Genomic DNA, 19045 nt, shown 5'->3' on the forward strand with positions numbered 1-19045 from the left:
AATTATGAACAATGAAACACGAACCTATATTGTAACCGGCGCCGCTGGCGGCATTGGCGGCGCAACCGCGCGGCGGCTATTGGCAAAGGGTGCCAATGTACTTGGCGTTGATATTAGCGCTCGTCGCTTAGAAGCGCTGCAGGCGAATTGCGCAGAGCTGCCTGGCAAATTAGAAGTTTGCCGAGCAGACCTGTCCTCTGAAGAAGCGGCCCAGGGTGTGGTCGAAAAATGCTTGGCAGTATTCGGTGAGCTACACGGCATCGCCAATGTTGCTGGCGGCATGGTGGATATCGAGGCCGATTCTATGGACAGGCCGCTGGCGCAGATTGGTCTCGATTATTTCCGTCGTACTTTTGCGTTAAACGTAGACACTGCCTTTTTAATGGCGAAGCACGCCGAGCCGCATTTTGAAGCTAAGGGATACGGCAAAATAGTGAATGTAGCTTCCTTGGCTGCTTTTGCCAATCGCCACGAGCTTGGCGATACCGCTTATAACCCCGCTAAAGCGGCCGTAGTTGGCTTAACCCAAACGCTGAGTTTACTGCTCGGCCGCAAAGGTATTCGCGTTAATGCAATTGCACCGGGCTTGGTCATGAGTGACAAAGTTCAGGAAACTTTTGGTAAGGCGTATGTAGACCGCCACCTAGCAGCGACCGCCTTAGGTAAATTAGCGCGAGTGGAAGACGAGGCCGAGGCCATCGCCTTTCTTTTGGAGCCCCAGTCCGACGCCATCAGTGGCGAAGTGCTGCGCGTGGCGGCAGGGGTTAGGTAATGAGCGCTGGCGAGAATGACGCAGCAATTCAGCCGCGAATTGTCGAATGGCTCTGCGATGTAATGCCGCAAGCGACGGCGTTAAGCATCAGCGGTTTCAGTCGAATTTTCGGTGGTAATGCGCGTATCGCTTGGGCGTTTGACTTGCACTGGACTGAAGCAGGTCAGAGCAAATTTATGCCCTGCATTATGCTTAGTCAGGTAGCGGGTCGTCATGTTGATTCCGACGTAACCGCGGAATACCGCCTGCTTAAAGCCATTACGGGTTGCGGTTCTCGGGCGCCAGCGGCGTTGGCACTGGATGCGGAGGGCCGCGTGAGTGGCGGCCCAGCGATTGTTTTGCAGCGCCTAGAGGGCGAAGCCAGCGCGGTGGCATTTCTTAATCATGCAAATGAAGAAGAGGCTCAGCAGCGTTGCCGCGATCTGGCTGTTGCCAGTGCCGAGCTGCATCGTATTGAGGTGGCGCAAGTAGGCTTGTTTACCGGTATAGCGCCGCGTCAGGCGGCGCTAGATCAGATTTCTCATTGGGAACAGCAATTCTTGGATCATCGCCAAGAGCCCTTGCCGGTCGTGGTCCATTTGTTTTCTTGGCTCAAGCGCCATTGCCCAACGCCGACGCGCTTATGTTTAGTACATGGTGATCTTCGCCCAGGTAACTTTCTGTATCGCGGCGCCGACGTGACGGCCTTACTTGACTGGGAAATGGCCCACGCGGGTGATCCGGCAGAAGACATTGCCTGGATATATCGGCCGCTTTGGAGCCCAGAAAAGTTTATGCCCATAGAGGAGTTTGTGCGGGTTTATCGCGAGCGCGCCGGCTTTGATATTGGCATGGAGAACCTGCGCTTTTATCAGGTTTTTAGTGAGATGAAGTTTGCAGCGCTGTCGCTAACCGCCTCGCATTCTGCGCTTAGCGGGCAGAGTGATAATTTGCGCCATTTAGATCGGGCGGCAAAGGTAGCGGCGAGCCTAGCGCGTTGCTTTGAATTGATAGATGGGCTTTATCGGGAGGCAGTCGATGTTAGTGCCTAATACGGGGGTTTTATTGGGGCGTTTACGCGGCATTCTTAAAGAGAATGTGCTCACAGCGCTGCCCGCCGGTGGTCCTCAGCGGCAGCTTAAAGCGGCGCTGCACTTGCTTGGCCGCTTGGAAAAAAGTTGGGACATCATGCCATTTTATGTGCAGGCCGATAACCGCGATATCGAATCGGTGTTGGCTGAGATTGGCAGCGCTTGGCAGGGGTCAGCGCAGGCGCTGGGAGACTGGCAGGCGAGGCTTGCCGCGTCGCCGCATACTGAGCGGCTGGCGGGCGTGAACAGTTTGGAACTGAGCGCCTTGATGAATCGCAATCAGTTATTACAGCAAGTGTTGCTAGAAGTAGATGGCCTGCTTGGGGCTATGGCGCCGTCGTCGGTGGTGGAGGCGCAGCTGGCCTGCTTGGCGGCGCTGTACCGGCGAATGGCTGGGCGGCAATCGGTATTGGTGGGCGATTGCCCAGTAACGGCGCAGTCTTTCGCTGTTGATGGAATATGAGGTAGATAAAATGACATCAGAATCTTCTGCAGTTATCTCTGATGCGGCGCCGCTTACCGCGCCGGTTATGGAAGAAATTCGCGCTAGGGTCAGCTTGGTGTGTACCGAAGCCGAGGGCGTGGTGTCGCTGGAATTTGTGCCAGAAGATGCCGACACGTTTCCCGACTGGCAAGCGGGTGCACATATCGACGTAGTTATGGGTCCCGAGCTGGTGCGTCAGTACTCATTGTGCAGCGATCCCGCCGACCGGCACCACTGGCGGATCGCCGTATTGCGCGAGCCGAAAAGCCGAGGTGGCTCTGAATTTATTCACACCCAAATAAACGTCGGCGACGTGCTGGTGTTGCGGGGGCCGCGCAATCATTTCCCGCTGCTGCCGGCGCAGGAATATGTGCTGGTTGCTGGTGGAATTGGCATCACGCCAATACTAACAATGGCAGAAGAGCTTGAGCGCCAAGGTAAAAATTGGAAGTTGCTCTATGGTGGTCGCAGTGAAAATTCGATGGCCTTTACCAAGCTGCTAAAGCGCCATGGCGAGCGAGTGTGTATACGCCCAGAAGACCGTTTCGGTTTGCTTGATTTAAAGTCTTGGGTTGGCGAGTCGCGGGCTGAGTGCCTAGTGTATTGCTGTGGGCCTGAACGCTTATTGCAAGCGCTTGAACAAGTGTGTGCAGACTGGCCCGAAGAGTCGGTGCAAATAGAGCGCTTTAGAGCTGCGGATGAAGCCGCACTGGTTCAAGATGGCAGTTTTGATGTGATTTTGGCCAAGTCTAATATGACGGTGCATATTGACGAGGGTAGGGCTATTGCCGATGTCTTGGAAGAGGCCGGCGTGTACATTCCTCGATCCTGCAATGAAGGCAGCTGCGGCACCTGTATTACTAAAGTGCTTGACGGTGAGCCAGATCATCGCGACTCTTTCCTTAGAGGAAAAATGCGCGAAAATAATAAGCACATTATGGTGTGCTGTTCGCGCGCTAAAACAAAAACAATAACACTGAACGTTTGAGGGATTTTTATGATGAAGGCTAGGGATCGCTTGGGGCAGTCTGGTCGTGAAATTGACGTAAAGCAGGGGTGGTCGATCGCAGCGTTGGTGGACGCTAGTCGTTTAGTCGGGGCCAATGGTATTCGCTGCGCGGCCGACGGTCACCTTTATGTTGCCCAGGCCTTTGGCGGACAGCTCAGCCGAGTAGATCTTAGCGACGGATCAACGTCGATAGTGTCTCCTGCAGATGGCCACATTGTTGCACCCGACGACTTGGCCTTTGACTCCAAGGGCAATATGTTTGTCACCGAAGTGATGAGCGCCCGCGTGAGTTGTTTGCGGCCCAATGGCCGAGTAGACGTGATTGCCGGTGACGTGCCAATTGCCAACGGCGTGACCGTACATCACGACCGTATTTTTATGAGCGAATTTCGCGCCGACGGCAGAATTCTAGAACTCTATGACGATGGTCGCTCGCCTCGGCTTATTGCCGATCAAGTCGTTGCGCCCAATGCGCTATCGATGGGCCCCGACGCCTGTTTGTATTTTCCGCTGGTGCCCTTAGGCGAAGTGTGGCGGGTGGCCGTTGATGGCGGCGCAGCAGAAAAAGTGGCAGAGGGCTTCGCCATTCCCACCGCCGTTAAATTCGATCCGCGTAAACCGGAAAGCTTGGTGGTAGTGGAATCGGGAAGTGGTGCAGTGACTCGGCTCAATATTGTCACTGGCCACAAAGAGCTTATCGCTCGCCTCCCGATTGGTATCGATAACTTGGCTTTTGCAGATGATGGCCGTCTGTTTATCTCGTATTTCACCGATGGCAGCATTATTGAAATATCGCCAGATGGCAGTACTCGCCCGCTGCTTGAGGGGGCTATGCTCGGTCCCTTTGGCTTGGCGGTAGATAACAATGGGAGCTTGGTGGTGGCCGATGGCATGAGTCTCGCCACCATTGATCGCGGCGGCCTAGTGCGGCGACCTGCCATGCTCTTAGAACACGGCTTTCCTGGCTATGTACGTGGTGTCGCGGTGGCTGCAGATGGCAGTTTAATTTGCAGCAATAGTGCGGGCGTACTTGCCCGCTATACCCCAAAGGGTGAGGCAGAAGTGATTGCCGATGGCCTGAATCAGTTAATGGGTATTAAGCTCACCGCCCAAGGCGACATTTTAGTTTGCGAAGCCGGTGAAGGCCGCTTGCTGTCGATCACTCCCGAGGGCGATATCACCGTTCTGGCCAGTGATTTATCCTTTCCAACCGGCTTATGTGTGGCCGAGGATGGCAGCGCCATTGTTACCGAGGCAGGGGCAGGTCGAGTGCGGCGGATTGCCAAAGGGCGGAGCGAGGTACTGATCAGTGGGCTTACTGAACCCGCCGGTGTGGCGCTGCAAAATGGCGATTTATATGTGCTAGATCGCGGTAGCCACAGTTTATTCTGTCTTGAGAAAGGCCGTAGCGTGCCAGTTGTTGTCGCCACTCAGTTACCGGTGGGTGGGTGGGAGGTTCGTGCCAATACTCTGCCAGGCATTGCCGACCTAATGGATGGGCCGCTGTTGCCCTTTGCCGATCTTGTGGCACTGCCAGATGGGCGTCTGTGTTTTTCCTGTGATGTTGATGGCAGTCTGCGGATATTGAGTAGGCTCTAGTCGCGGGTGCATTTAAGCCATCGGTTTCTTGCCGTTCGGTTAAGTGAAGCTTTGGTAGTTCTATTGGTTTAAATTAGGGGGCACGTAAGTGCAACGCAAGATATTTTCGGAAGAGCATGAACAATTTAGAGAGGCTTACCGTCGGTTTTTAGAGCGCGAGGTTCTGCCGTACCGCGAGCAATGGCGAGCAGCTGGGTTTGTGCCCCGAGACATGTTTAAAAAAATGGGTGAGCAGGGTTTTTTAATGACCTGGGCGCCCGAGGAGTTTGGCGGTTTGGGGCTGCGCGATTTTTGCTTTCAGCAAATCATGATCGAGGAAGATGCGCAGTATGGTGAAGTAGGATTTTTCCATACTGTCCACAGTCGATTGATTGGCCCCTATCTACAGCATGTAGGTTCGCCTGAACAGCAGGCGCGGTTTATTCCTAAATGCGTTAGTGGTGAGAATATACTCGCTATCGCCATGACCGAGCCGGATGCGGGTAGCGACGTGGCGGGCATAAAAACCCGCGCGGTGCGCGACGGCGACGATTGGTTACTGAACGGCTCCAAGACCTATATCTCTAATGGTATTCAAGCGGATCTTATTATTGTTGCCGCTAAAACCGATGCAGAAAATCCCCGTAAAATAGGTTTGTTTGTTGTTGAAGCAGGCATGGACGGATTTGCTCGTGGTCGCAACTTAAGCAAGTTAGGGCTTAAAGCGCAGGACACCGCCGAACTGTTTTTTAATAATGTGCGTATCCCCGCCAAGAATGTGTTGGGCGACCCAAGCAAGGGCATGCATTACTTAATGCAGGGTTTGGTCGAGGAGCGCCTGATTGCCGCATGTATATCTTTGGCAGCGGCGCAGCGCGCTTTTGATGTTACTCGCAATTATGTAAGCGAGCGTCAGGTGTTTGGGCAGAGCTTGTCGCATATGCAAAATACCCGTTTTAAAATGGCCGGCCTGCGTGCCGAGCTGAATGCCCTGCAAGTATTTGTGGACTACTGTGTTACGGCGCATAACGACGGCGAGTTGACCGTGAGCCAAGCGGCCGAAGCCAAGTTATTAACTTCTGAACTTGAGGGGCGAATGGTCGATGAAGGCGTTCAACTACATGGCGGTGCTGGTTATATGACGGAATACGAAATATGTAATCTATACGCCAATGCGCGAGTTGCCCGAATTTTAGCCGGTAGCTCAGAAATCATGAAAGAGATCATCGCGCGCAATGTGTTTGATGCCTAATTAATGTGATGCTGTGCGCAGCCCCTGATAATGAAGGGGTTGTGGTATTACAACTGCTTAGTTGAGTGAGTTAGTATGGCCCGCGTTCACATTCCACTTCCCGACCAGTTTATGTTTTCAACCGATATTGCACTGCATGTTAGTCATATGAATTGGGGCGGTCATCTGGATAGTGCCCAATTGCTTGTCGTCGTTTCCGAAGCAAGGGAGCGATTTTTTGTTTCGCTTGGTTATTCCCAAACCAATATAGAAGGTTTTAGCCTTGTGATGGCCGATGCTGCGCAACGCTATTTGTCAGAGGCTTTTTACGGCGACGTGATGATTGTGGAGATTGGAATTACTGAATGGTTTGATAAAGGCTTTGACCTAAGCTGGCGAATGATAAATGGAAGCAACGATTCTGTTGTTGCTTTGGGTAAGTCGGCGATGTTGTTTATGGATATGACAGTAGGCAAGCCGCAATCCACTCCCTTAGCATTTCGTGAGAGATTGTCACTGCATGCTCTTCTTTAAACTCACTTCGCCGCCACCACTCAATATTATGACCAAACTTATAGTGTTGATCGTATATTGTCGGGTATCCATACTGTTTAGTTTAGTCGAATACTAATAAATTCAGGCTGAATATTTGCCATCGCCTGGCCATATTGTTTTTCGAATTCGTCTGGCATTCAATATTTCAATTCAAGCAGTGGTATATTGGTTGGATTTACGCTAACCATGGGTAGAGTTGAATGATTGATGTAAGTTCTGCGCGGCTGACGCATATTGCAGTGCATCGGGTGGGAAGCAAGGCGCGTGAAGAGGGGATGCGTCTTGCTGAGAAGGAGTCGACGGCTGATGAGTCTTTGAGTGAGTTGCTTATTAAGCACTACTTACTCCCGCTTTCTAAGCAAAGCGAGATATACGATTTTTTTCATGAGTCAGATATTTCCTTGAATACTGTGGCAAATATTGCTGGAAAAATATTCAATGCATCTGGTGAATTTTTGAACAGCACTCAGGCTATTGCAAAGCATTTGTATGCCACGTCTACCCACCAAAACATTTCGGGCGGTGATCTGATTTTTTTGCAGTTTGCTGGGATAAAGTATAATGAGATTGAGTTGAATGCACTTGTCTTACTAAAGGTTGAGAATAAGGACAATTTTATCGAAATTGTGGAGTCATCAGATTCATTTGATATGTTTGAGCGCAGCGGTATCTCTCTAAATAAGATACAAAAGGGCGCATTAATACTTCCCAATGCTCAAGGCGTGTTTGTTGTCGATAATCTTGGTCAAAAAACAAAGTATTGGATAGAGTCGTTTTTGAAAGTATCGCCAAGGGCAACATCAAAATCTTATGCAAAGTTGAGCGGCTTAATTTTGAAGGGGGTCAGTTCCAAAATAGAAGATACCCAAGATATTGCCGAGCTGAATAAGGAGATTACCGAAAAAATAAAGTCTGCGGAACTTACCTCGATAGCTGAGCTTAAAAATATCTCCTCGCAGTATATTGATTCTGAAGCGCTGTCTGAGGTGATATCTGGCGTGGCTAGTAGCACTGGGGTTGATATAGTCGACGATTATCAAATTAAGCCAAAGGATTTTGCAAAGCAGGCAAAGCCGATAACCAGCCGAGTGAGAGTGAGAGCGGGTGTGGGCTTGGTGATTAGTGATGCTAAGTATTCGGTATCTGATATGTCGATTACCGACAATCAGGATGGATTTCAGGCGGTGGTGAACATTAAAATGAGAAAAGAGAAGTAGAAGTTTGTCGCTTTGATTTTATCTGGAGATTTAATAATGTAAAAAGCCGCGCTGAAGTCATTCAGTGCGGCTTTTTTTATTGCTCGAACCTTAACTTGCCATACGTTCCGCGTTTGCAGTGATGTTTGTAGCTTGTACTGAGGCATTTAGCACTGCCTGTAGTGAAGCTGAAATAACATCGCGGTGTTTGGCAACACCAATATAGCGTTGGTTATTAATCGACAGGTGAACGTAGGCGATAGCCTGTGAGTCTGTGCCTGTACCTAGCGCATGTTCGCGGTAGTCCAGTATTTCAATTTTGTCACCAAACTCGTTTTGCCATGCATCAACCAAGGCGCTGATGGCGCCGTCGCCACGCCCTTTGAGTGTGGTGCTACCTCGCTGGTCGTTAAAACTCAGGCTTAATACGTCCTGACCAGCATTTTCAGAATTATCCTGACTGACTGAAAAATTCTGAATACGAATATGCTGGTTTGCCTGGAGATAGTGGGCGTCGAATAAATCCCATATTTGCGCGGACGTCACCTCACCAGAAATTTCTTCTGCTCGAGCTTGCACCATACGGCTGGCGTCTATTTGTAGCCAGCGCGGCAGTTGCAGGCCGTAATCATTTTCTAATACCCAGCTAACGCCGCCTTTACCGGACTGGCTATTGATGCGAATAACCGCCTCGTAGCTGCGTCCCAAATCAGCGGGGTCAATCGGCAGATAGGCGACCTGCCAGTGCTCATCATCCTGCTGCTTGCTCAAGCATTTCCGAATAGCGTCTTGGTGACTGCCCGAAAACGCCGTAAAGACCAGTTCGCCCGCGTAAGGGTGACGAGGGTGCAGTGGAATGGCGGTGCAGTGTTCTACCACGGCAATGATTTCATCCATATCTGCCAGATTCAGACCGGGGTCTACGCCTTGGCTGTAAAGATTCATCGCCATGGTGACAATATCCATATTGCCGGTGCGTTCGCCATTACCCAGCAACGTACCTTCAACCCGATCTGCGCCCGCCATTACCGCCAGTTCGCCAGCGGCGACACCGCAGCCGCGATCATTGTGGGTATGCACAGACACGGTGATGTCTTTGCGGTAGCGAGTGTTGCCGCAGAACCACTCAACTTGGTCTGCAAATACATTGGGGCTAGCGCACTCTACCGTTGCGGGCAGATTAATAATGATGGGGTTGCCGCTGTCGCGCCATTCGGCAATGACGGCGTCGCTAATTTCTACTGCAAACTCAATTTCAGTGCTGCTAAAACTCTCTGGTGAATATTGGAAAGACCAGTTGGTTTCTGGCTGGCGAGCCGCGTACTCCTTCACCCATTTCGCGCCTTGCACGGCAATGTCGACAATGCCTTGTTTGTCTAGGCCGAACACCCGTTCGCGCTGTACTGGGCTGGTGGAGTTGTATACGTGCACAATGGCATTTTTCGCGCCTTTCAGTGATTCATAGCTGCGGGCAATCAATTCCTCACGGGCTTGGGTCAGCACTTGAATGGTGACGTTGTCGGGAATGCGATTGCCGTTAATCAGTTCGCGAACAAAGTCGAAGTCCGGCTGTGAGGCGGCGGGAAAACCCACCTCAATTTGGGTGAAACCGAGTTTGACTAATAGGTCCCACATACGCAGCTTTTGCTGCACGTTCATGGGCTCAACCAAAGCCTGATTGCCGTCGCGTAAATCGACTGAGCACCATTGTGGTGTTTGCTCGATAGCGTTGTTGGGCCACTGACGGTCTGGGATGGCGATGACCGGCGTGGGTCGATATTTACTGTGGTTGAACTCGCCCATGATCTGATTTTCCTTAGTCTTTAATTGTGTTGTTGAGGGTAGGGCCCGGGGTGCCGGGCGTTTTACCGTGTGTCTGTGCTTCCCTTTTTATAAAAGTTGCTGCATTTGTGCGTCCTGATCGCGGGGTGTTGCGGTCGTTTCGACAAAGGTAGTGGAGTGGTAACTCCACGGTTCCCAGTATAGGGGGGGAGGGCTGGCATAAGATTGCGAAGTTTGGCTTGAATTTGGCTTTACATGGATTTTTATTGCTTATAATTTATATTTAATGGCATATTATGCCTTTAATATCTGCATGGTTGAAATTTAAATGAACTTAGACGGCTATGATAGACGAATTCTAGAAGCCCTACAGGAAGATGGTCGCTTAAGTAATCAGGACCTGGCGGACCGCATCGGATTGTCGCCGTCACCGTGCTTGCGACGGGTTCGCCGCTTGGAAGAGGCGGGGTTAATTGGGGCTTATCGGGCCGTACTTAACGCCCGCGCGCTGGGTTTGAATTTAATGGCGTTTATTCAAATTAGCATGGACAGGCACACGCCGGAGCGCTTTGAAAATTTTGAGCGTCATGTGGGTGACTATCCAGAAGTGTTGGAGTGCCATTTGATCACGGGCCAGTCGGCGGATTATTTGCTGAAAGTGATTGTTGCCGATATGGACGGCTTTCAGGCTTTGTTGCTTAACAAGATCACTCGAATAGATGGCGTTACCGGCGTACACTCTAGCTTTGTGATGAAGTCTCCGGTGAGTAAAACCTCGCTGCCCTTGTTGTCGTCACAAAATGCTTGAGGATGTTAATAACTGACGAACTGGGGGCGACAATGGAAAGGATTTTTGCAGCAAATCTAGACGAAATTCAAAACGACACCTTACTAAGTAAAACCGTTAATGGCACTAAAGTATTATTGAGCCGAGTGAATGGGCAGCTTTGTGCGGTAGAGAATCGCTGTCCCCACTTGGGCTTGCCACTGGCTAAGGGCAAGGTTTGTGACGGCGCAGTGGTGTGCCCTTTCCACGGCTCCAGTTTTGATTTATTGAACGGCGAGAATATTGATTGGACTAATGCATTTATTGGAATGCCAATGCCGACCTGGACCCACAAATTAATTGCTTTGGGAAAATCACCCCAGGCATTAAAAACCTTCAAAGTAGAGTGTGACGACGAACAAGTTTTTTTACATCTGTAAGGCCTGCTATAGACGGCCTTAAATTAGGGAATAAAATGGCAGTAGATATTGAGGTCGTCACCATTACCCACGCCATACAGCAGGCGGTTGCACCGGTATTCTTGCTGGCGGGTATTGGTGGAATTTTAAATGTATTGACTAATCGTTTAGCCAGAATTATTGATCGCAGTCGCAATCTGCATCATCGGCTAGAGACAGTAAGCGAAGAGCGGAGTATGGTGATTCGCGATGAATTAAGCATGCTTACCCGCAGGGCGCGAGTGGTGCACCGAGCAATAGGTTTTAGCACTGCCAGTGCGCTGTTAGTTTGCGTGGTTATTGCGTTGTTGTTTTTGAGTGCGGTTGTCGGTTGGAATAGCAGCCTTGTGGTGGCGGCTTTATTTGTACTGGCAATGTGTTTTTTGATTGTGGCGTTAAGTGGCTTTTTACGTGAAGTCCAGTTGGCAACGCGGATCATGTTAAACGGGCCTTAACAATGTGCATAGGTGATTTGCCACGGAGGCAATATGATTACCTTATATGGATTTGGGGAAGGCTTTGGGCTAGTAGATGCTAGCCCCTTCGTTTTAAAAATTGATGTTTATTTGCGCATTGCGGGCTTGGAGTTTGAGCGCAAGTCTGAAATTGCAAACCTGCGTACCGCCCCTAAGGGCAAACTGCCGTATATTGTTGAGGGTGGTAAAACCATCGCTGATTCGGCCTTTATACTTGACTACCTAAATAGCAAACCCGGCGTGAGCTTGAGTTCAGATTTAAGTCCAGAGCAGCGCGCTCAGGCGTATTTAATTGCTAAATCGCTAGACGAGAATTTATATTGGTGTTTGCTCTATTCACGCTGGATTAGTGATCAAACATGGCCACTGACTAAGACAACATTTTTTGGCTCATTGCCATTTCCAATGAACCATATTGTGCCGACTATAGTACGTAGGAGTGTGCGTTCGGCGGTTTTTAAGCAGGGCCTAGGCCGACATTCCGACTCAGAGATTCAGCAAATATTTATATATAGCCTCGACAGCCTCTCGGTCCTTTTAGGGAATAAAAGCTATTTCTTTAACGATAAGCCGAGCGTGCTTGACGTATGCGTTTTTGGCTTTTTAGCGCAGTTTATTTTGGCTGATATTGATAATGACTTTAATGATATTGCGCGGCGTTATGAAAATCTCGCTAGTTTTTGTCGCAATATCCATAAACGTTATTACAGTCAGGCGTAGTGGTACGGCTTATGAATATTGGTATTTACTGTTATGACAATGCCGAAATTTTAGATTTCGCGGGCCCCTTTGAAGTGTTTTCTACGGCATCCCGCGTGAGCGATGATCAGCCGTTTACTGTGTTTTTAGTTTCTGAAACGGATGGCCCTGTATGCGCTCGCGCAGGGTTCACGGTTATTCCCAATTACCACTTTGGCAACCATCCACAAATAGATGTGCTTATTGTCGTGGGCGGCGTCCATAACCGTGAGATATCTAAGCCCGCGGTGTTGTCGTGGATTAGCAGGCAGGCCAAGCAGGCGAGCTTGACGGTATCGGTTTGCACTGGCGTATTTTTACTTGCCGCTGCAGGTGTTGTTAGCGACCACAAAGTCACTACTCACTGGGAAGATATTCCGAGTCTTAAGGAGTGTTTTCCGTCGTTACAGGTGTGCGAGAAGCTGCGCTGGGTAGACAGCGGGGGAGTGGTCAGCTCCGGCGGAATTTCTGCCGGTATCGACATGAGCTTATACTTAGTGGCACGTTTGCATAGCGTAGATTTGGCAATCCGAACGGCTCGGCAAATGGAGTTTGATTGGTCTATGTCGATGGACAAAACATAGCCTTGAAAATAGAGTATTTTCCGAATTTTTTAAGCTAAACGCTGGCGCTGACAGGCTGCTAGCGTTACCCTTAGTAACATGTTTTCCGCTTATTATTCCTGACACCCCGCAGTGGCTCAAGTCGCTTACATACATTTTTTGGGCTAGCTAATCCTGCTGTCTGCCAGAGTCGAATTGCGTTCTCATTTCTGTATCAGAAAGACGAGAGAAGTCGTTTATGAGTACTCCCAACTTCGTCGGATTTTGGATGCGTATTGACGCGTTATATTCCGCCCCCATCATATCTGATCGTACTTATCTCTTGTTAGCTTTACAAAATGCCGGTGTCGGATGGGTGACGGATCAAAAGAATTAATGTTATGTAAATGAGGTGTATATGAATATTGTGGTTGTTGGTGGCGGTGCAGGAGGCTTACCGCTGGTTACGAAATTAGGAAAACGTTTAGGTAAACGCGGCTTGGCAAATATTACTTTGGTGGATGCGAGTGCGAGTCATATTTGGAAACCGCGATTTCATGAAGTCGCCACCGGTGCAATAGATTCAGATTTGGATGCGGTAGATTACCGTGCTCATGCCCACCAAAATTATTATAATTTTTCTAAAGGTCGTATGAGCGGCTTAGATCGCGACAAGAAAGAAATTATTCTTGAGCCCGCAATCGGCTCTGGCGGAAAAGAAATACTTCCTGAGCGCCGTATTCCTTACGACTACCTTGTTATTACAGTGGGTAGCCTAGGTAACGATTTTAACACCGAGGGTGTGCGTGATCATTGCTTATTCCTAGATACAAGGGAGCAGGCAGATCGTTTTCACGAGCGCTTTTTAAATCATTGTCTCAGCGCAGATTTTTATCGTGACACGGTTTCGGTTGCCATTGTGGGCGGCGGTGCAACCGGCGTAGAGTTGGCGGCAGAAATCCATCATGCGATAGCACTCCTTAAATTATATGGACACAAGGAACTAGATCGCAGTCGTTTACAAGTACACGTTATAGAGGCGGGGCCACGCCTGTTACCCGCCTTGAGCGAACAAATTGCGAGCGCAGCGCAGACTGAATTAGAAAACATGGGCGTAAAAGTGCATACCGGTACCATGGTTAAACAAGCCGATGAACAGGGTTTTATCACCGGTGACGGCGAGCGGATTGACGCTGAGTTACTGGTATGGGCCGCCGGAATAAAAGCACCCGATGTGTTAGGAAAGTGGGGGCTAGAAGTGAATCGGATCAACCAATTATTGGTTAATCCCAATTTACAAACCGCAGACAGTGCCATTTTTGCGATCGGCGATTGCTGCGCCTGTGAACTTACTGAGGGCAAAAACGTACCGCCCCGAGCGCAATCTGCTCAGCAAATGGCAAATCATACCGCCGCCAATTTACAGCGCATGGTGAAGGGGCAGCCCTTAAAGCCCTTTAAATATCGTGACCACGGCTCCCTAGTTTCCCTCTCTGAATACTCAGCGCTGGGTAATTTAATGGGCAGCGTTCGCGGTGGCAGCTTCTTTATCGAAGGCTGGATGGCGCGGATGATGTACGTCAGCCTATATCGTCTACATCAAGCGGCGATCTATGGCTGGCTGCGTACTTTAATGCTGCTAATGGCTGGTCGGTTTAACCGCTTATTACGACCTAGGCTGAAATTGCATTAAGGGATTACCCCAGCCGAGTATTGTTGGCATATTCGATTGGGCATCTATTTTGACTTCTTATGAATTCTGCGTTGTTTATAGTAGCCATTTGCGTTTTCGCATAGATTTATTGTGTGCTTGAATAGTTTAAAGTGCGTGAGGGAAAACCTTGAGAATAAATAAGCCCTAGGAGGGTGGATGTCGTCAGTTGAGCTTGAGTTTCACGCGATTAATGATTGCGTAAATCAAATTATTCATCGCCTAGGCAAAGATTTGCGCGTCGCTATGCCACTGGGTTTGGGTAAGCCCGTAGAGCTGATCGATGCCTTGTATCGCCGAGCGTGCGAGGATCCTAGTCTTTCATTGACGATTTTTACCGCGCTTAGTTTAGAGCGCCCGCGTGAGAGCGACCCTATTCGCGGGCGCTTGCTTAATCCAGTTTTTGACAGATTGTATGATAATTACAGTGAACCGCTGTATCTGCAGGATGAGCGTAAAGGTGATATGCCGGCGAATATATCTCTCTGCGAGTTTTACTTTAAAGCGGGGAGCCGTTTAGGTCATGCTGCGGCGCAGCAGAATTACATTAGTTCTAATTACACCCATGCCGCGCGTGATGTGGTCGCCAGAGGTAGCAACCTTGTTATTCAATTACTAGCGCGTGAGGGTAATAAGCTTAGTATGAGCTGTAATCCCGACACGTCAGCGGAGGTGATTGCGCGTTTAAAAGACGAGGGTCGAGATTATGTGGCGGTGGGGGTGGTGCACTCCGATTTGCCCTTTATGTATGGCGACGCTGAAGTTGATGCTGATCGGTTTGATTTTTTAGCGACAACAGATAGTGGGCTGCACGGTCTATTCCAAGTGCCGCGTTTGCCGCCGATTCCTGATACTGACTACGCTATTGGTTTACGGGCGAGTGCGTTAATTGCCGATGGCGGAACCTTGCAGCTTGGTATCGGCGCAATGGGCGATGCGATAGTTCAATCAGTATTGCTCCGGCATCAGCGCAATGAAGACTATCGCGAGTTATTGAAAAGATTTGATGTTGATGAGCACTGCGCGCAGTTAGTAGAAACCGTTGGCGGACGCGGTGTATTTGAAAAGGGCTTGTATGGCGCGACTGAAATGTTTGTAGAGGGATTTCTGCATTTATTTCAGGGTGGCATTCTACGCCGTCCGGTCTATGATTTTTGGGCCTTGCAGCAACTTATCAATCTCGGCCAGTGCAATCCAGATCAACTAAAGCCAGAGTGCTTAGTGGCAATGGCAGAGCTGGGAGTGCGTGAGCTTAGGGGTAAAGACTTTGATGTCTTGCAGTATCACGGATTTTTTAGAGACGATTGTAATTATAAAGAAGGGCAGTTGTTTTCGTCGTTAGGTACATCTTGTCCTGCAAATATGGCTAACCCCACTAGCCAGAAGTTTATGGCAACGCATTGTTTAGGGTCGCAGTTACGTAATGGCAAAGTCATGCATGGCGGTTTCTTTTTGGGGAGTGATGCATTTTATCGTGCGCTTCGCGATATGCCAGAAGACGATCGCCGCAAATTAGCTATGTGCGGCGTCGATAAAATTAATCAGCTAGATCAAAATCCACGCTTGTATAAGGCGCAGCGCCAAACAGCTCGGTTTATTAATACCGGTCTGAATGTAAGTCTAAACGGCGCAGTAGCATCCGATACTTTGGAGAATGGCCAAGTATTGTCCGGTGTAGGAGGGCAGTATAATTTTGTGGCGATGGCGCATCAGCTTGAGGGCGGGCGCTCGGTATTGATGATTCGCGCTAGTCGCGTACAGGGTGGGAAGGCGCTATCTAATATTGTCGCTAGCTACGGCGCATGCACTATTCCTCGTCATTTACGGGATATTGTCGTCACTGAGTATGGCATTGCAGATTTGCGATCTAAAACCGACGAAGAAGTTTGTATCGCCCTAATAAATATTGCTGATTCGCGTTTTCAAGATGAATTGCTGGCGGGGGCGAAAGCCTCAGGAAAACTATCAATGTCATACAAAGTGCCATTGCAGTTTAGGAATAATCTTCCCCATGTAGTCAGTGCCAACGTTGCATGGGCGAGAACAAACGGTATGATGCCGGCATATCCTTTTGGCTGTGATTTTAGCGACGTAGAATTAGAGGCGGCGAAATGCTTAAAAGCAGTCGCGGATTTGAGCTTTACTCGGAAGTTAACCGCCATATTTAAGGGTGGCGATACAGCGGAATCGGGGAGCCGTATTCTGTCGGTATTAGGGTTTAATGAACCCTTGNGCTTCAAGGATAAATTGATAAAACGCCTAATACAGAGCGTGGCAAGATAATAATTTCAATTGAATGGTGTCTAACGACTTAAATATATTGCGATGACTGTCACAAAATGAGTTATTTGTTCGTCTTGTCAATATGCTAAAAAATATCGATATGTCTTTGTTTTAATTGATAATAAAAATATGTTCTGCTGTTGTATAGGGGATATACGCACTCCCAATTTGAGTGATTATTAACTATTGTACATGTCAGGGTTAATGTTACCTCTGTATTTGGATCAGTATTTTGAGCCATTTGGCGGTGACGCATTTAGTGCAATAGGTGTAACGTGAATAAAAAATTAGCAAGCTATGCATTCTGTTCAATATTTTGCGCGTCGGCATCCTCGGTGTTTGCAGAGTCAGAAAGTTGTTTAGATTGGGACGTACAGACTTTTCCCGCTAGCTCAGAAAATTCCAGCTGTTCTTACTTTAACCACGATAAAGTATCAACACGATTTACCGTTCATAATGTGTGCGATACCAAGGTGAGTGGCGTCTTTAGTTACTACAAAGAAGATATGAATAATAAATCTGTGATGAGCGTGCAGTCCTTTGCTGTCAATCCTGGCGCTAGCCAAGAAATTGCCAACCCTTGTGGCTTGCAAAGTAGCGCGGCTTATCAAGTGTCGCAAGTTACTTCTTTTGAACGTGATTTGAGCGTTAAATAACTACGCCATATTATGCGCATGTTTTTAGATATTGATGAGGGGTGGGCCGGAACTAGGTATCGCTCCGGCCCACCTGCTTAGTTACCAATCACATTGTTGCCGTTAATTGACAGGCTAACGATGACGTTCTCGGTGTCGCCCGCAACAGATTTAACAAAGAACCCATGATCAACTGAAATCCACGTTGTACTCATATCGCCATTGTTTCCATCGAAGCTGGTCGATTCCGTAAATTTACATGTTTCAAATGTTCCCGCCGGTACGGTAATAGACTCACGGCCTACGTAAGTACGATTATCTACTACGTTCGACGTGATCGTTTGCGTAGGCAATGGCGTGCCGCCAAACGAAGATTTGATTTCCGTAGTTTGTTCATAGCTGTAAGAGTAACTTTGCCCAGTCGTAAGATTAAAACGATCTTCTATTGGAGGGTTTTGCGAGATAGTCGACTGCACTGTTACCCCGCTTTCTGTTGTTGCATCGGTTACAACGCCGTACACCAGTGCGGTGGTGTTATTGTCAGTCAGTCCGGTATAAGTATAGGTAACTGAGTCGGAGTTAATCTCAGGATTAGTTGCTGAGCGAGCCTGCACAACCGATTTGCTTTCAGTTGCTTGGTGTCCTTTGAATGTCACCTTTCCAAGTACGTCTGTAACCGCTGTTGTCAGCAATGTTACGCCCTGCGAATTATTCGTTGAGTTGTAAACGTGCTCAACATGTGTGCCGGTCTTATCAATTAGTGGGTTTAAGCAGGCTACCGCAGAACCGCCGCTGCTAACGCCACCGTTATCACCACCGGTATCTCCACCCGTGTCTCCGCCAGTATCGCCACCGGTATCACCACCCATGTCTCCGCCAGTATCGCCACCAGTATCACCACCCGTGTCTCCGCCAGTGTCGCCACCGGTATCACCACCCGTGTNTCCGCCAGTATCGCCACCGGTATCACCGCCTGTGTCTCCGTCAGTATCGCCGCCTGTGTCTCCACCGGTATCGCCGCCTGTGTCTCCACCGGTATCACCACCCGTGTCTCCGCCAGTATCGCCACCTGTGTCTCCACCGCCTGTGTCTCCGCCAGTATCACCACCGGTGTCGCCTTCGTCAGCTCCACTTAAATTTGTGGTGCTTGGGTTGTTGTCAGCCGCATTCCCTTCATAGCCGTAATCATTTGCAGCACTTGATAGTGCCGCACTCATGTCGCTGATAAAGTTAGTGTAAGGAGTAATGATGTCTACTCCGTTCGCTTTACCGTCGATTTTTCCATCAACTAAGTCTTCAACTAGCTTCTTGGTGATCGCCAGTGCCGGAGTGCCCGATACGTCATCTTTTCCGAGTTCTGCCAGTGCAGCAAGAGTTAAGGCGTAGTTGCCTGCGGCATTTGTTGGTATTGAGCTTGTAGAACCGTCAAGTAAAAGAGGCGCAGCTAATATGCTAGTAAGGTTGGGAGCAAGCGCTGCTTTAACTTTATTATTTATGTCAATTACAGCTGAGCTTGTTAAGGGTAAGGTGGTTTGCTGGATAGCTAATTGGTAAGCAATTTCGGTCAAGGGAGTGATTGCCAATGCCTTAACACTTTCAGCTATTGCGTGGAGTTTTGTCCCAGCTGGAACGCTAACAAATGTGCCGAGAGCTTCATCGTAATAGGTGGTTTCTGCAGTTGCGGTGAGCACAGCGATAATAGGACCAGTATATCCGTCTATTGCAATATCGAGTAAACCACTGTCGCCAATTGTTCCGC

17 protein-coding genes are annotated in these 19045 nt (G+C 49.1%); 16 read left to right on the top strand and 1 reads right to left on the bottom strand.

Going from position 1 to position 19045, the window contains the following annotated elements:
• Positions 1-4 precede the first annotated feature (4 nt).
• The 8 genes from GVJ32_RS10500 to GVJ32_RS10535 all read left to right on the top strand — a co-directional run bounded on the left by GVJ32_RS10500 (position 5) and on the right by GVJ32_RS10535 (position 7916).
• Entirely contained in the window at positions 5-772 is a 768-nt protein-coding gene (locus GVJ32_RS10500) for an SDR family NAD(P)-dependent oxidoreductase (protein ID WP_159240015.1), read from the top strand.
• A complete protein-coding gene (locus GVJ32_RS10505) occupies positions 772-1803 on the top strand; it encodes a phosphotransferase family protein (protein ID WP_159240016.1) in 1032 nt (343 codons plus the stop codon). The genes GVJ32_RS10500 and GVJ32_RS10505 overlap by 1 nt, the downstream gene beginning before the upstream one ends.
• Positions 1790-2305 (top strand): hypothetical protein, encoded by a 516-nt coding sequence (locus tag GVJ32_RS10510; protein WP_159240017.1) that lies wholly within the window; start codon positions 1790-1792, stop codon positions 2303-2305. The genes GVJ32_RS10505 and GVJ32_RS10510 overlap by 14 nt, the downstream gene beginning before the upstream one ends.
• A 10-nt stretch (positions 2306-2315) precedes the next feature.
• Positions 2316-3314 (top strand): PDR/VanB family oxidoreductase, encoded by a 999-nt coding sequence (locus GVJ32_RS10515; RefSeq protein WP_159240018.1) that lies wholly within the window; start codon positions 2316-2318, stop codon positions 3312-3314.
• Positions 3315-3323: 9 nt separating this feature from the next.
• Complete coding sequence (locus GVJ32_RS10520) at positions 3324-4934, top strand: gluconolaconase (protein WP_159240019.1); 1611 nt, start codon at positions 3324-3326, stop codon at positions 4932-4934.
• 88 nt (positions 4935-5022) lie between these two features.
• Entirely contained in the window at positions 5023-6165 is a 1143-nt protein-coding gene (locus GVJ32_RS10525) for an acyl-CoA dehydrogenase family protein (RefSeq protein WP_159240020.1), read from the top strand.
• Between the two features lie 75 nt (positions 6166-6240).
• Positions 6241-6678, top strand: a complete 438-nt coding sequence (locus tag GVJ32_RS10530) for an acyl-CoA thioesterase (RefSeq protein WP_159240021.1) — start codon at positions 6241-6243, stop codon at positions 6676-6678.
• Positions 6679-6899: 221 nt separating this feature from the next.
• The gene (locus tag GVJ32_RS10535) at positions 6900-7916 is read left to right on the top strand and encodes a nucleoid-associated protein (RefSeq protein ID WP_159240022.1); all 1017 of its coding nucleotides are present in this window, start codon (positions 6900-6902) and stop codon (positions 7914-7916) included.
• Positions 7917-8006: 90 nt separating this feature from the next.
• Here the strand turns inward: GVJ32_RS10535 and leuA are convergent, their stop codons facing one another.
• Positions 8007-9698, bottom strand: a complete 1692-nt coding sequence (gene leuA / locus GVJ32_RS10540) for a 2-isopropylmalate synthase (protein WP_159240023.1) — start codon at positions 9696-9698, stop codon at positions 8007-8009.
• A gap of 307 nt (positions 9699-10005) precedes the next feature.
• On the opposite strand from leuA, the gene GVJ32_RS10545 reads away from it, so the two are divergent.
• The 8 genes from GVJ32_RS10545 to GVJ32_RS10580 all read left to right on the top strand — a co-directional run bounded on the left by GVJ32_RS10545 (position 10006) and on the right by GVJ32_RS10580 (position 17307).
• Positions 10006-10485 (top strand): Lrp/AsnC family transcriptional regulator, encoded by a 480-nt coding sequence (locus GVJ32_RS10545; protein ID WP_103685694.1) that lies wholly within the window; start codon positions 10006-10008, stop codon positions 10483-10485.
• Positions 10486-10517: 32 nt separating this feature from the next.
• On the top strand, positions 10518-10883 hold the full coding sequence (locus GVJ32_RS10550) for a Rieske (2Fe-2S) protein (RefSeq protein WP_159240024.1): 366 nt from the start codon (positions 10518-10520) through the stop codon (positions 10881-10883).
• A gap of 35 nt (positions 10884-10918) precedes the next feature.
• Positions 10919-11356, top strand: a complete 438-nt coding sequence (locus GVJ32_RS10555; protein ID WP_103685693.1) for a DUF2721 domain-containing protein — start codon at positions 10919-10921, stop codon at positions 11354-11356.
• Between the two features lie 33 nt (positions 11357-11389).
• The gene (locus GVJ32_RS10560; RefSeq protein ID WP_159240025.1) at positions 11390-12097 is read left to right on the top strand and encodes a glutathione S-transferase family protein; all 708 of its coding nucleotides are present in this window, start codon (positions 11390-11392) and stop codon (positions 12095-12097) included.
• 11 nt (positions 12098-12108) lie between these two features.
• Entirely contained in the window at positions 12109-12699 is a 591-nt protein-coding gene (locus GVJ32_RS10565) for a DJ-1/PfpI family protein (RefSeq protein ID WP_159240026.1), read from the top strand.
• A 376-nt stretch (positions 12700-13075) separates the two neighbouring features.
• Entirely contained in the window at positions 13076-14350 is a 1275-nt protein-coding gene (locus tag GVJ32_RS10570) for an NAD(P)/FAD-dependent oxidoreductase (protein ID WP_159240027.1), read from the top strand.
• Between the two features lie 1452 nt (positions 14351-15802).
• Positions 15803-16651 carry an acetyl-CoA hydrolase/transferase C-terminal domain-containing protein gene (locus GVJ32_RS18550; RefSeq protein ID WP_435808080.1) on the top strand — a complete coding sequence of 283 codons (849 nt, stop codon included), beginning with the start codon at positions 15803-15805 and terminating at the stop codon, positions 16649-16651.
• Positions 16652-16926: 275 nt separating this feature from the next.
• Complete coding sequence (locus GVJ32_RS10580; RefSeq protein ID WP_159240029.1) at positions 16927-17307, top strand: hypothetical protein; 381 nt, start codon at positions 16927-16929, stop codon at positions 17305-17307.
• The last annotated feature ends 1738 nt before the right edge of the window (positions 17308-19045 follow it).

The sequence above is a fragment of the Zhongshania aliphaticivorans genome (assembly GCF_902705855.1).
Classification (GTDB): domain Bacteria; phylum Pseudomonadota; class Gammaproteobacteria; order Pseudomonadales; family Spongiibacteraceae; genus Spongiibacter; species Spongiibacter aliphaticivorans_B.